This window comes from Microcoleus sp. T2B6 (assembly GCF_036700475.1).
Taxonomy (GTDB): Bacteria; Cyanobacteriota; Cyanobacteriia; order Cyanobacteriales; family Microcoleaceae; genus Microcoleus.
In genome coordinates this window covers 1-12822 of record NZ_JAUBOZ010000155.1, presented here as the reverse complement: position 1 = coordinate 12822, position 12822 = coordinate 1, and the positions used below count along the sequence as shown (strand labels likewise).

Below are 12822 nucleotides of genomic sequence, written 5' to 3'. Positions count from 1 at the left end.
AATGACTAATGACTAATGACTAATGACTAATGACTAATGACTAATGACTAATGACTAATGACTAATGACTAATGACTCTAAAAGCAGTTTTATTTGATTTTAATGGTGTGATTGTTAATGACGAGCCGATTCACGAGAAAATCATCGATCAATTGATGCTCGATGAAAATCTCCAGCTCAAACGTGGGGAGTTTCGAGAAATTTGTTTGGGAAGGAGCGATCGCGCTTGCATTACCGAACTGCTCAAGCGCCGAGGACGATTTCTGACAGAAACATATCTCGATCGACTGCTGCAGCGCAAGGCCCAAGCTTACAAAGCTCAAATAGATACTTTGGAGAAACTGCCGATTTATCCGGGTTTGGCAGAATTTATTGATAAAATTCGGCCCGCCGGACTGAAAATGGCCGTAGTTAGCGGGGCAATGCGATCGGATATAGAATTGGTGTTAAATCGGGCCGGTTTGGCCGCAAACTTTGAGTTAATTGTCGCAGGCGACGACTTGACGGCGAGCAAACCAGCACCCGACGGCTATCTATTGGCTGTGGAACTTCTCAACCAGAAATATCCCGACTTTAACCTGCAACCGATCGAGTGTTTGGCGATAGAAGATACTTTTGCGGGGATTGAAGCGGCGAAAAAAGCGGGGATTCAGGTGGCGGGCGTAACTCACACTTACCCGTTTCACATGATCCAGCGCCAAGCTAATTGGACGGTGGACTATTTTGCTGATTTAGAGTTGGATAGAGTGGCGGCACTTTGCTCGATCGCCCCCACTGAGCCGGCTGCGGAAAACACTTGACCTTTTTAGCAGTTACGTGCTAGTGTAAGTGACGGTCTGCGAACGTGAGAGCAAGCAAAACCTGTCAGCCTTTTAGATTCGGCAATCTCGCATCTAAAATGCTAAATTAAAACTCAATCAGGGGAATTAGCTCAGTTGGTAGAGCGCTGCGATCGCACCGCAGAGGCCAGCGGTTCGAGTCCGCTATTCTCCATAAATCAGGGGCATTTCTACAGGTGACGATCGTACTCCAAGCGAAGTGCGATCGTCACTTGCTTTGATACTCGCCTATGCAAGTGCGATCGACGCGGTTGCTGCCTAAGTTTTAACATCAATAACCTGTAAAGAGCGAGAAACCCGCTTTCTATGCAAGTGCGATCGACCCGGTTGCTGCCTAACAGGTAGCATCAATAAGATAATTTATGTAAAGAAACCGGGTTTCTAATGTCACACTAATTGCTGAAAAGACGTATTTTGGTGTCTAAACCCGGTTTGCCAAAAAAATCCGGTAAGTGCGTCATCTCAACCCTGATGTCATCAGTCAATCTAAAATCTAACAAGGTATCCGCCCGGTTTCTGCCGCAGTTGCCCTCAATCCCCACAAAACATTCATTTTGTCAAAAACAATAAGTTTTGTAGCTAAAAATACAACAGTCTGCTGGCGCGAGTCTTAATATCAAGTCACTATGTGTTATTATTCTCAATCATCAGACTCATCTGTTCAAGAGTAACAAGAAAAAATGACAAAGCGATTCGATCGGCGGAAATTTCTTTTATACGGTTCTGCTACCCTAACATCAAGTTTATTTCTAAAAGCTTGTAGAACTCCAACTCCAACAGCAACTCCCGCCGCTTCTCCTTCTCCAACTTCAACAGGAACACCAGCAGCAGCAGGTGGCGGAAACACGATCAAAGTAGGAATTTTGCATTCCTTGAGCGGCACGATGTCCATCAGCGAAAAAAGCGTTGTCGATGCCGAACAATTAGCGATCGAAGAAATTAATAAAGCTGGTGGCGTCCTCGGAAAACAAATCGAAGCAGTAATAGAAGATGGCAACTCAGACTGGCCGACTTTTGCCGAAAAAGCCAAAAAATTGATCGACCAAGATAAAGTTGTCACCGTCTTCGGCTGCTGGACTTCTGCTAGTCGCAAAGCAGTATTGCCAGTATTTGAAGAAAAAAATCATATGCTCTGGTATCCCGTACAATACGAGGGTCAAGAGTGTTCCAAGAACATCTTTTACACTGGGGCGGCGCCGAACCAGCAAATCGAACCAGCAGTTGACTGGCTGCTAGAAAATAAAGGGAAAAAATTCTTCTTAGTCGGGTCTGACTACGTTTTTCCCCGCACGGCAAATACCATTATCAAGGCACAGCTAGCAGCCAAAGGCGGCGAATTAGTTGGGGAAGATTACATTCCTTTGGGCGGGACAGAAGTCACGCCAATTATTACTAAAATTAAGGCCGCTTTGCCAGACGGCGGCGTCATTTTCAACTCTCTCAACGGCGACAGTAACGTAGCATTCTTCAAACAGTTGCAGGGTGCAGGTTTGGGCCCGGACAAATATCCGTCAATGTCGGTCAGTATTGCGGAAGAAGAAGTAAAGGCGATCGGCGTAGAATATCTTAAAGGCCATTACGCCGCCTGGAATTACTTCATGACTGTGGAATCTCCGGCCAATACAAAATTTGTGGAAGCTTTCAAGGCAAAATACGGCAAAGATAGAGTGACCAATGACCCGATGGAAGCAGCTTACATCATGGTTTACCTGTGGAAGCAAGCTGTCGAAAAAGCAGGGACAGCCGACGATTTGGAAAAAGTGCGGGCAGCCGCTTTGGGTCAAACCTTTGACGCGCCGGGGGGCACAGTAACGATGGATGTTAACCATCACCTTTCTAAATTTGTGCGGTTGGGCGAAGTTAGAGACGACGGTTTATTTAACATCGCTTTTGCTACACCACAAGCAGTGAAGCCGGTGCCTTGGAATCAATTTGTCGCTGAAACAAAAGGCTTTGCTTGCGATTGGTCAGACCCCGCAAAAGGTGGCAAGTTCAAAGCTTCATAAGTAGCTAATACCAATTTGGTTAACGTTGGTAACGTATCTTTTATCCCCCTAGGGTGTGTCTTTAAACCCGGAGATCCCCCCCAGCCCCCCTTATTAAGGCAGGGCGGTTTCATTCTCAAGAAAATCGCGATTTTGTAGGGGTAGTGCTACCCCTACTCCCCGTGCCTACCCCCTCCACAGACGACTTCACAGGCGTTTGGGACATGGGGGCAGCCACGGGGGGCAGCCCCTACAAGAGAATGAAACAGCCCTGCTTATTAAGGGGGGAGTAAGAGCATTCTTTCGTCAATCTCTACTCCCTTAATAAGGGGGGAGTAAGAGCATTCTTTCGTCAATCTCTACTCCCCTTAATAAGGGGGAACTGGACTCTTCAAAGTCAACCCCTACTCCCCTTCTTAAGGGAGATTTAGGGGGATCTAGACTCGGCTACAAGCGAAATATACAGAGGGTTTTAGTTCTAAGTTGACACCAATAGGGTAAAACCCGCCCCTAATTATCCCCGAACAAAGTTGATCGACTTGATGCAGGAGTAACAAAATTGGCGATATTAGATGGTTTATTTAACGGCCTTAGCATCGGCGCAGTTTTACTAATTGCCGCCCTGGGATTAGCGATTATTTTCGGGCTGATGGGCGTGATTAATATGGCTCATGGCGAGTTGATGATGCTAGGGGCTTATACAACTTTCGTAGTGCAAAATGTCTTCAAAGGTATCGGAGGATTTGCTTTTGAAACCTATATTTTATTTGCGATTCCCCTAGCTTTTTTAGTGGCTGCACTGGTAGGATTAATTCTCGAACGCGGAGTGATTCGCTATCTTTACGGGCGGCCACTAGAAACTCTGCTGGCAACTTGGGGCGTAAGTTTAATTTTGCAGCAGTTTGTCCGCAGCGTTAGTTGGGTGCTGGTAATTGGGATTGCGGTGTTTTGTTTGCTGTTTTTTGGCGGTTTGCGGGTGCTGAAATCTCGCCTGGATTTCGATCGCATTCGTAACAAAATTATCGCCCTAATTTTGCCTTTATCTTTGGGTATTTCCTGGGCGGTGAGCGCCTTTTTAGGGCAAACTTACAAACTGGCAGTAACTCAACCTTGGTTTGGCGCTCAAAATGTGGACGTAACTGCACCGAAATGGTTGCGGGGCGGCATACCGCTGGGCAATTTTCAGTTGCCCTACGCCCGAATTTTTATTATTGTGCTGACAGGAATTTGTTTGGCGGGAATTTACCTATTTTTGCAAAAGTCTGTGTGGGGATTGCGGATTAGATCCGTGACACAAAATCGCAGCATGAGTGCGTGTTTGGGAATTCCTACCGAACAAGTAGACGCGCTGACTTTTGCTTTGGGTTCGGGGCTGGCAGGTGTCGCTGGGTGCGCGATTAGTTTGATTGGTTCGGTAGGGTCAAATACCGGACAAAATTATATAGTCGATACGTTTATGGTGGTGGTTGTGGGCGGTGTCGGCAAGATTGTGGGGAGTGTAGTTGCTGCGATGGCGATCGGCACTGCCAATTACCTGATCGGTTCGGGAACCTTAGCATTAATGTTCGCTCCTATCAAGCCTTTAGCCGACTTCTTCACATTTTTCGCCACAACCAGCATGGCAAAAGTAATGGTATTCGCCTTAATTATGGCTTTTCTGCAAGTGAAGCCGGGAGGGATTTTCCCGCAAAAAGGGCGGACGGTAGAAAATTAAAAATTACAACTGCGAGTGTAGCGAAAAATGCAGAAAACACATCAGAAACCCTGGGTAAAAGAAGCGGCAATTGTCAGCGCGATCGCCCTCACATTCATCTTACTCCTCCCAGGAATACTCCCCGACGTTCGGCTCAATCAATTGGGGCGATTTTTAGCACTAGCAATTGCCGCCCTCGGCATAGACTTGATTTGGGGATACACGGGTTTACTTAGTTTAGGGCATGGGGTGTTTTTTGCGATCGGCGGCTACGCTTTCGCCATGCACCTAAAACTGCAAATTCCCCCAACCGCCAGCAGTCAATTGCCAGAATTTATGAACCTCTACGGCGTTACCGAACTCCCCTGGTTTTGGCAACCATTTTATTCATTTCCCTTCTCAGCATTAGCAATAGTTCTCATCCCCGCCATCTTGGGTGCACTTTTAGGTTATTTAGTATTCCGCAATCGAATTCGAGGCGTTTACTTTTCAATTCTCACCCAAGCAGCAACCATTGTATTTTTCAACTTCTTTAACGGTCAGCAAAAACTGATTAACGGAACCAACGGACTCACCGACTTTAAAACCCTGTTCGGAGCCACAGTAAATGACCGAGATACTCAATATATTTTCTACATTCTCACCATACTATTTCTAGCAGCAACTTACGCTCTCTGCCGATGGCTGACCAGCGGGCGTTTCGGCCGTCTGCTAGTAGCAATTCGCGACGACGAAGTGCGCCTGCGTTTCTCAGGTTACAATCCCACAGGCTACAAAGTTTTAGTCTTTGCAATTTCCGCCGGTTTAGCCGGGATTGCAGGCGCATTATTTACCGTACAAACCGGAATAATTTCGCCAAAAGCAATGGATATTGCCTTTTCAATTGAAATGGTAATCTGGGTCGCCGTCGGAGGTCGCGCCACATTATCGGGAGCAATATTGGGAACACTGCTAGTCAACTTTGGCAAAAGTTTCTTGAGCGAACAATTCCCCGAAGTTTGGCTGTTTTTCCAAGGTGCGCTATTCCTCATAGTAGTTACAGTGCTGCCCGACGGCTTAGTCGGATGGCTGCAACATCAAGGTTTCGACCAAATCCGCAGTTTGTTCAGAAGACCCAAGTACGCATCTACTTACCCCAGCCTGGAACAAGACCCCCAAGTGCAGCTCGAAAAAGAAGAACTTGAACATTGAGTGAAAAAATATCGTGTAATTTAGAAGGAGGCTGACATAAATAAATGTCACCTACAACAGACAAACAAAGCAATCGCCATAGACTTGGCAAAGGCTGCGTTTATCTCTGTCTGAGGAAAGGCAATATATATGTCCACCTACTTAGATATCCGTAGCAAGTAGCTTCGTTCTTTAACTTGAGGGGCAACATATGGCAGATATTATTGACTACAAAATCTACGGCGACGATTTGCAACTCATCGAGATTGAACTCGACCCCAAAGAAGGTGTTAGGGCTGAAGCTGGAACCATGACATACATGGAAGGCGACATCCAAATGCAAACATCCACAGGCGGCGGCTTATTTCAAGGTTTCAAACGAATGCTGACAGGAGCTGGTTTTTTCATTACCACCTTTGTCAACGCCGGAAATCGTAAAGCCCGCGTAGCTTTTGCCGCCCCCTATCCGGGTAAAGTAATTCCCCTTGATTTAGGCCAACTTGGCGGTAAATTTTTGTGTCAAAAAGACTCATTTCTCTGTGCGGCCAACGGCATTGACATTGAGGTAGCATTCACCAAGCGGCTCGGTGCCGGTTTCTTTGGCGGAGAAGGTTTTATTCTGCAAAAATTGCAGGGTGACGGGCTAGCTTTTGTTCATGCGGGAGGAACAATAGTTGAGAAAAATTTGGGAGTTGGCGAAGTGTTGCGAGCGGACACTGGTTGTTTGGTAGCTTTTGCGCCGACTGTAGATTACGATATTCAGTTTGTGGGCGGGTTTAAAAATGCTCTATTTGGCGGTGAAGGCTTGTTTTTAGTCAAGCTAACCGGGCCTGGAAAAGTGTATTTGCAAAGTCTGCCGCTCTCGAAGTTAGCTGAGCGAATTATGGCTGCATCTCCACCTCCAGTGTCGAGCAGTTCGAGCAGTTTTTCTTGAGAGTAAAATAACCATTTATCTGCTTGTGTAGGGTGCGTCAGCCCGCAGATTTCCTGGCTTACCCAGAGACTGTTAACTGACGCACCTTCTAAGAGAAAATCAGCGCTGTCAGGTGCGTCAGCCAACAGATTTTCCGGCTTACCCAGAGACTGTTAACTGACGCACCCTACCCGGAGAAAATCAGCGCTGTCAGGTGCGTCAGCCAAGAGATTTCTTGGCTTACCCAGAGACTTTTAACTGACGCACCCTACCCGGAGAAAATCAGCGCTGTCAGGTGCGTCAGCCAAGAGATTTTCCGGCTTACCCAGAGACTTTTAACTGACGCACCCTACCCGGAGAAATCACCTATGAATGGCAAAGTATTAGAAATAGAAAACTTGACTGTTAGTTTTGATGGTTTTAAAGCCATAAATGGTTTAAATTTTAGTATGGATGCGGGCGAACTGCGAGTTATTATTGGCCCCAATGGTGCCGGAAAAACAACTTTTCTCGATTCAATTACCGGGAAGGTGCAGCCGACAGAGGGCCGGGTGTTATTTAAGGGACAAAATTTACGCAAGTTGTCGGAAGATAGGATTTCGCGCTTGGGAATTGGCCGCAAGTTTCAGACGCCGCGAGTTTACTTGAATTTAACGCCGCGCGAAAATTTGGAATTGTCTTGCAGCCGCGATAAAAATGTTTTTTCGACTTTGTTCAAGCCTGCTTCGGCTGCTGAAAAACGCACGGTTGCGGGTTTGTTAGAAACCATTGGTTTAGTTGCTAAGGCTGATATTTCGGCGGGTTTGCTTTCTCACGGGGAAAAGCAATGGTTGGAAATTGGAATGTTGGTGGCTCAATCTCCTGATTTATTGTTGGTAGATGAACCTGTGGCGGGTTTGACGGATGAGGAAACGATGTTAACTGGAGAGTTGCTAATTTCGCTGGCCGAAAGTCATTCGGTGTTGGTAATTGAGCACGATATGGAGTTTGTGCGGCAAATTGCGCGGCAGGTTACGGTGTTGCATCAGGGTGCGGTTTTGTGTGAGGGGACTATGGATGAGGTGCAAAATGACGATCGGGTAATTGAGGTATATTTGGGCAAACCTGAAGAATAGTTATTAGTCAACAGTCAACAGTCAACAGTCAACAGTCAACAGTCAACAGTCAACAGTCAACCGTCAACAGTAAATAATTATGCTACAAGTTTCTAATTTGAATGTTTACTACGGCGAAAGTCACATTTTGCGCGATGTCGATTTAAGCGTGATGGCAGGGCAAATGGTTTGCTTGATCGGCCGCAATGGTGTGGGCAAAACTACTATGCTAAAAACGATTATGGGGTTGCTGCAACCGCGCAGTGGCACTATTGCTTTTGGCGGAGAATCTATTGCTTCTAAGTTGACTTACCAGCGGGCTAGATTAGGCATTGGTTATGTGCCTCAAGGGCGTGAAATTATTCCACGTTTGACGGTAAAAGAAAATCTTTTGTTAGGTTTGGAAGCGAAACCAACCAAAACCAAAAATCCTGAAGTTCCTGATGAAATTTTTGAGTTATTTCCGGTTTTGAAAACTATGCTCGATCGCCTGGGAGGTGATTTGAGCGGGGGACAGCAGCAGCAGTTAGCTATTGCTAGGGCTTTGATGGGTGAGCCGCAGTTGCTGGTTTTGGATGAACCTACGGAAGGGATTCAACCATCCATTATTTTAGATATTGAAGCTGCGGTGCGCCGTGTGGTTGCGACTAGGGGAATTTCTGTTTTGTTGGTGGAGCAACATTTGCATTTTGTGCGGCAAGCTGACTGGTATTATGCTATGCAAAAAGGCGGGATTGTGGCTTCTGGAAGCACTAGCGAGTTAAGTGATGAGGTGATTCAGAGGTTTTTGGCTGTTTGATTCAGAAGGAAGGCACGACACGGATTTTGACGATGACAGCGAGCGCATCAAAGAGCAAGAAGGGCAAGCGTTTAGATTGGAAAAATGGCCTATTCGTCTGGGTTCGCTTGGTATTCTGCGATCGCAGTTTGGATTTCCTCGGCGGAGACATTTGCTTGTTCTGATTTCGAGTAAATCAGGTGTAAAACAACTTGAGTCGGTGATTCAACTTGATAAATCAAGCGATAACCGCCGCTCTTACCAACTTGGGAATCACTGTTTTTAGCCCGGACTTTGTAAACGGTGTATTGAGTCCCTGTAATCTGGTTTCCTATGAAGTTTCCTTGGATAAGCTCATCAAGGACTGGCTGAATATCGGTTTGAATTTGGCGATACTTTTTAGCGAGTCCTTTGAGGCGACGTTTGAAAAGTACCGTGAATGTGACTTGGACTGACATATCAGACATTGATACCGTCCCAGAGTTCCGATATGGGAAAGGTTTGTCCCGCTTTGGCTTGGTGGAGGGAGGCTTTCAGATCGGCGAGGATTTGCTCGTTGGAGTCGGTATCTGAGTCAAAATCTGAGTCGAAGTCTGGGGCGATCGCGGATTGTTTCCGACTGGTCAAAAATTCCAGAAATGCCAGCGTTTGCTCTAAAAGTGGCTCAGGAGTCCGTTCGATCGCTTCGAGAAGGCGTTGTTTAATCGGCGACATAAGACTACCTCTATTATTAATTATTTTTTCTGCCGTCTGGCATTGTGGTGCCGGCCATGCTTGCTCGATCGATACTAGCGCCATCTATATTAGCATTGCGGAGGTTGGCCTCGGAAAGATTGGCATCTCTCAAGTCCGAAAATCGCAAGTCTGCACCGTCTAGATTTGTCTTTGTCAAGTTAGCTTTTCTAAGGTTAGCGTTGCTGATTCTCGCTCCTACTAATTCGGCTCCGCTTAAGTTTGTGCGAGCTAGATTGGTGTTGACAAAATCTGATATCTCGAAGCGACTACCGCTGAGGTTGGCATCTGATAAATCTGCTCCTGTAAGGATGGGATTTTTTAAGTTAAGGTTAACTAATTTTACTGCTCGGAGGTCGCAGCGGGAGCAGCTTTGAGTTAGCAGCAGCGTTTCGACGTTGGCGTTGATTTGGTCGATTTGTTGCTGGGAGAAATTTTCGGCAAATTCTGGGGAGACGTAGCCGAGGTTTTTGGGGTCGGCTGGTTTTGGTTGGGGTGTTTGGATTGGGGGTGTTTGGATTTGTTGGGGTGTTTGGATGGGTTGGGGTGTTTGTGGTTGGGGTGTTTGTGGTTGGGGTGTTGGGATTGGTTGGGGTGTTGGGATGGGTTGGGGTGTTGGGATGGGTTGGGGTGTTTCTATTTGCCCGATCGCACTTAGTTGCAGCCCCACCTTCGGCAAATCGAGAGTTGCTGCAAAAATTACTAGGGCGATCGACATTATTGTGAGTTTTTTCATAAATCTCTAACTTTTTGTTTGCCAAAATACCATTTATATGGTATGATACCTCGAAAAGTGAACCCTCTACATTTCGCTAAATAGATCGAAATTCAGATAAAAAACTTCGGAACCATCATGTGCGCGAATTAACTTTTCTATTACCGGAGGCAGTTGCTGTTGACGGTACAATTCTGGAATCTCGCAGAAGCTTTCTTCGGTAATTTCCAAAATTTTTGGCATATTAGGAAGGGGAATCCCCAACCGATCGCTTTTATTTAAGGTACAAATAATCAGGTATTTGCAGTCAGCAATGCTCGGACTGCTGGGAAATATTGTGGATAAATTAATTATGGTAATCAGTTCTTCTTGATGCCGCAGTAAACTATTACCGTTAGGTAAAATACCGTAGACATTAAAGTTTTTAACAATGCGTTCCACACGCTCAATAGGAACAGCATAGTAAATATTTCCTAGTTCAAAGGAAACCATTTTTTTAGGGGCAATTCTAACAGTGGCTTGTTTCTTGCTCCGAAATCGGCGATTGTAATTGGCGTGAGTCATTCGATTTTAGATTTTAGATTTTAGATTTTAGATTGACGATTATTGGATTGAAGATTATTGGATTTTATACCAATTTAATGTGAAGTTGCACATCATATCTCGATCCCCCTAAATCCCCCTGATTGTTGGGGAGTAGGGGTTGACTTTGAGAAGAATCTTGTCCCCCCCTTATTAAGGGGGGCTAGGGGGGATCGAGATATATGCAGCCTCATACAAAATTGGTATTAGATTTTAGATTATTCGATTTTAGTAGGTGAGTCGGGTGCGTAGTTCCCACTATTATTCGCGGGTGCAATTACTTTTTGCCTAAGTTTTGTTTGAGATTAGGGATTATTTGATTGGAAATTTGAGATTGTGGATTAAATTATTGAGTGGTGGATTAATTTGGGGATAGCTTGTAAAAGTTGGGCTTCGCTGTAAGGTTTGGTGAAGTATTGATTGGCGCCTAATTCCATTGCCATTTGCCGATGTTTTGCCCCGCTACGGGATGTCAGCATAGCTACGGGAATCTTAGCAAACCGTTCGGTCGATCTGATCGATCGCAACAATTCAAATCCATCCATCCGGGGCATTTCAATATCCACGATCGCCAAACTGCAATCAAGACCATTTTGCAACTTTTCCAGGGCATCCAGGCCGTCTTTAGCCTGTACCACCCGGTAGCGAGCACGAGTCAGCGTCAGAGACAGCAACTGGCGAATTGTATAGGAATCATCCACTACCAAAATCTGCGGTGACTGACTCGAACTCGCCGGTATCTCCTGCACTTTACCGGAGATAGCGGCGATCGAACTATTTACCACAGGTTGGCCCACCAAATCGTCCACATCCAGAATATTCACCACGCGCCCGTCCCCCAAAATCGTAGTCCCCAAAACGCCGCGAGGCTTGGATAGAGGCGGCGGCAAAGGTTTAACCACTATTTCCTGCTGACCGATCAGCCGTTCCACTGCCACCGCCAGCATTCCTTCGGTAGAAGCCAAAACCAGGACGGGAATTTCCTCTTGGGTCAAAGGGTCAGGAGAGGGGGCATCCGGCCCGACGACGCTGTATTCGAGCAAATCTTGCATTCTCACCAAACGAATAAATTCCTCCCGCCACCACAGCATCGGCTGATTGCCGGCAATGTGAACTTCCGAGGCTTTAATGTGCAGAATTTCCTCGACTGCATCAAGCGGCACTGCTATTTTATTGTGATCGGTTTTCACCATCAAAGCATCAGTAATCGACAACAGCAGTGGCAGTTTAATAATAAAACTCGTACCTTTTCCCAGGCGAGAGTCTACCTTCACAGTTCCCCGCACAGTCCGCAAATTTGTTCGCACCACGTCGAGCCCGACTCCCCGCCCCGAAAGGTCGCTGACCCCTTCAGTAGTGCTGAAACCCGCCCAAAACAGAAAATCGTAGAGTTCGGCAATGGAAAATTCTTGAGCTTGTTCCTCCGTAGCCAAACCCTTTGTGACAATTTTACGGCGAATCATTTCCGGGTCAATGCCTTTGCCATCATCGGCGACAGTAATAATAGTTTGGCCGCCTTGGTGGCGGGCTTCTATTTCTATTTGACCGCTGGCCGGCTTGCCGCTTGCTTTCCGAACTTCGGGCATTTCGATGCCGTGGTCGAAAGCGTTTCTCACTAAGTGTATTAAGGGGTCGCGCAAAGCATCGAGCAAACTTTCGTCAATTTTGGTATCTCTTCCCACTAGCAGCAGGTTGACATCCTTATCGTATGTGAGACACATCTCTCGGAGGGCTCTGGGCAAGTGATCGACGGCGCGACTGAAACTCACGACTCGCAACTGCATGACGCGACTGCGTAGTTGTTCGGTAATGCGACGCAGTTGGTCGGTACTGCGCTCGAATTTCATGGCTAAGGTGTCTAATTTGGTGGCGGATTGAGAAATTGCTTGGGCAGTTTCGATGACTTCTGCGGCTGTCGAGTGGAACTCTGTATAACGATCCATCTCTAAGATATCGAAGTGAGCATGAAGCGGAGAGGATTTGCCGTTAGCAATCATGGGGAATTCTGTTTCTGCTGCTGCAAGTTTTCCCAATCCAGAGTTCCCGTTTCCCCCTCTCCACTCTGCAAAGCTCAGTCTGTCGTATTCTTCTCGCAACTGGCCGCCGAATTGGTTCAAATCTACGATATTGCGGCGGATGCGCTTGACTTCGCCGCGCAGTTCGGATTCTTGAAGTTCTAAATTTGTACGGTTGATGACTAATTCCCCGACTAAATTCACCAATTCAGTTAAGCGTTCTAAGTCTACCCGGATTGTCGGCCTTTGCGGGTTGGGGACTGGGAGAGTCGGGGAGGGGGAGATTTCGGGGGGAGTGGGAGTGGG

Annotated in this window: 12 protein-coding genes and 1 tRNA gene; 8 read left to right on the top strand and 5 right to left on the bottom strand. The window is 46.6% G+C overall.

Annotation, left to right across the window (positions count from 1 at the left end; all coding sequences use genetic code 11):
• Positions 1–71: 71 nt before the first annotated feature.
• The 8 genes from QUA00_RS34435 (at position 72) to urtE (ending at position 8493) form a co-directional block, all read left to right on the top strand.
• Positions 72–800: an HAD family phosphatase gene (locus QUA00_RS34435; protein ID WP_333412990.1), complete on the top strand. Its 729-nt coding sequence runs from the start codon at positions 72–74 to the stop codon at positions 798–800.
• 120 nt (positions 801–920) lie between these two features.
• Positions 921–993 (top strand) — tRNA-Ala (locus QUA00_RS34430).
• Between the two features lie 526 nt (positions 994–1519).
• Positions 1520–2845: an urea ABC transporter substrate-binding protein gene (gene urtA, locus QUA00_RS34425; protein WP_333145649.1), complete on the top strand. Its 1326-nt coding sequence runs from the start codon at positions 1520–1522 to the stop codon at positions 2843–2845.
• 538 nt (positions 2846–3383) lie between these two features.
• Positions 3384–4538, top strand: coding sequence for an ABC transporter permease subunit (locus tag QUA00_RS34420; protein ID WP_333412988.1), 1155 nt, complete (start codon positions 3384–3386; stop codon positions 4536–4538).
• Between the two features lie 27 nt (positions 4539–4565).
• The gene (gene urtC, locus QUA00_RS34415; protein ID WP_333412986.1) at positions 4566–5708 is read left to right on the top strand and encodes an urea ABC transporter permease subunit UrtC; all 1143 of its coding nucleotides are present in this window, start codon (positions 4566–4568) and stop codon (positions 5706–5708) included.
• 190 nt (positions 5709–5898) lie between these two features.
• Positions 5899–6621 (top strand): TIGR00266 family protein, encoded by a 723-nt coding sequence (locus QUA00_RS34410; protein ID WP_333310374.1) that lies wholly within the window; start codon positions 5899–5901, stop codon positions 6619–6621.
• Between the two features lie 347 nt (positions 6622–6968).
• The gene (gene urtD, locus QUA00_RS34405) at positions 6969–7715 is read left to right on the top strand and encodes an urea ABC transporter ATP-binding protein UrtD (protein WP_333412984.1); all 747 of its coding nucleotides are present in this window, start codon (positions 6969–6971) and stop codon (positions 7713–7715) included.
• Between the two features lie 79 nt (positions 7716–7794).
• Positions 7795–8493 carry an urea ABC transporter ATP-binding subunit UrtE gene (gene urtE / locus QUA00_RS34400; protein ID WP_333244135.1) on the top strand — a complete coding sequence of 233 codons (699 nt, stop codon included), beginning with the start codon at positions 7795–7797 and terminating at the stop codon, positions 8491–8493.
• Positions 8494–8582: 89 nt separating this feature from the next.
• Here the strand turns inward: urtE and QUA00_RS34395 are convergent, their stop codons facing one another.
• The 5 genes from QUA00_RS34395 to QUA00_RS34375 all read right to left on the bottom strand — a co-directional run.
• Positions 8583–8939: a type II toxin-antitoxin system mRNA interferase toxin, RelE/StbE family gene (locus tag QUA00_RS34395; protein ID WP_333145661.1), complete on the bottom strand. Its 357-nt coding sequence runs from the start codon at positions 8937–8939 to the stop codon at positions 8583–8585.
• Positions 8932–9186 (bottom strand): hypothetical protein, encoded by a 255-nt coding sequence (locus tag QUA00_RS34390; RefSeq protein WP_333284967.1) that lies wholly within the window; start codon positions 9184–9186, stop codon positions 8932–8934. Before QUA00_RS34390 ends, QUA00_RS34395 begins: the two co-directional genes overlap by 8 nt.
• 16 nt (positions 9187–9202) lie before the next feature.
• A complete protein-coding gene (locus QUA00_RS34385; protein WP_333412982.1) occupies positions 9203–9940 on the bottom strand; it encodes a pentapeptide repeat-containing protein in 738 nt (245 codons plus the stop codon).
• 66 nt (positions 9941–10006) lie between these two features.
• Positions 10007–10483, bottom strand: a complete 477-nt coding sequence (locus QUA00_RS34380) for a chemotaxis protein CheW (protein WP_333145667.1) — start codon at positions 10481–10483, stop codon at positions 10007–10009.
• Between the two features lie 359 nt (positions 10484–10842).
• Positions 10843–12822 (bottom strand): hybrid sensor histidine kinase/response regulator (locus tag QUA00_RS34375; protein WP_333412980.1); only part of this gene is annotated, 1980 nt, incomplete at its 5' end.

What these genes read in the sequence shown, in the direction of transcription:
- QUA00_RS34385 (WP_333412982.1), bottom strand. Translation starts at nt 9,940, where the DNA reads ATGAAAAAACTCACAATAATGTCGATCGCCCTAGTAATTTTTGCAGCA.
- QUA00_RS34435 (WP_333412990.1), top strand. Translation starts at nt 72, where the DNA reads ATGACTCTAAAAGCAGTTTTATTTGATTTTAATGGTGTGATTGTTAAT.
- QUA00_RS34410 (WP_333310374.1), top strand. Translation starts at nt 5,899, where the DNA reads ATGGCAGATATTATTGACTACAAAATCTACGGCGACGATTTGCAACTC.
- QUA00_RS34380 (WP_333145667.1), bottom strand. Translation starts at nt 10,483, where the DNA reads ATGACTCACGCCAATTACAATCGCCGATTTCGGAGCAAGAAACAAGCC.
- QUA00_RS34390 (WP_333284967.1), bottom strand. Translation starts at nt 9,186, where the DNA reads ATGTCGCCGATTAAACAACGCCTTCTCGAAGCGATCGAACGGACTCCT.
- QUA00_RS34395 (WP_333145661.1), bottom strand. Translation starts at nt 8,939, where the DNA reads ATGTCTGATATGTCAGTCCAAGTCACATTCACGGTACTTTTCAAACGT.
- urtD (WP_333412984.1), top strand. Translation starts at nt 6,969, where the DNA reads ATGAATGGCAAAGTATTAGAAATAGAAAACTTGACTGTTAGTTTTGAT.
- urtE (WP_333244135.1), top strand. Translation starts at nt 7,795, where the DNA reads ATGCTACAAGTTTCTAATTTGAATGTTTACTACGGCGAAAGTCACATT.
- urtC (WP_333412986.1), top strand. Translation starts at nt 4,566, where the DNA reads ATGCAGAAAACACATCAGAAACCCTGGGTAAAAGAAGCGGCAATTGTC.
- urtA (WP_333145649.1), top strand. Translation starts at nt 1,520, where the DNA reads ATGACAAAGCGATTCGATCGGCGGAAATTTCTTTTATACGGTTCTGCT.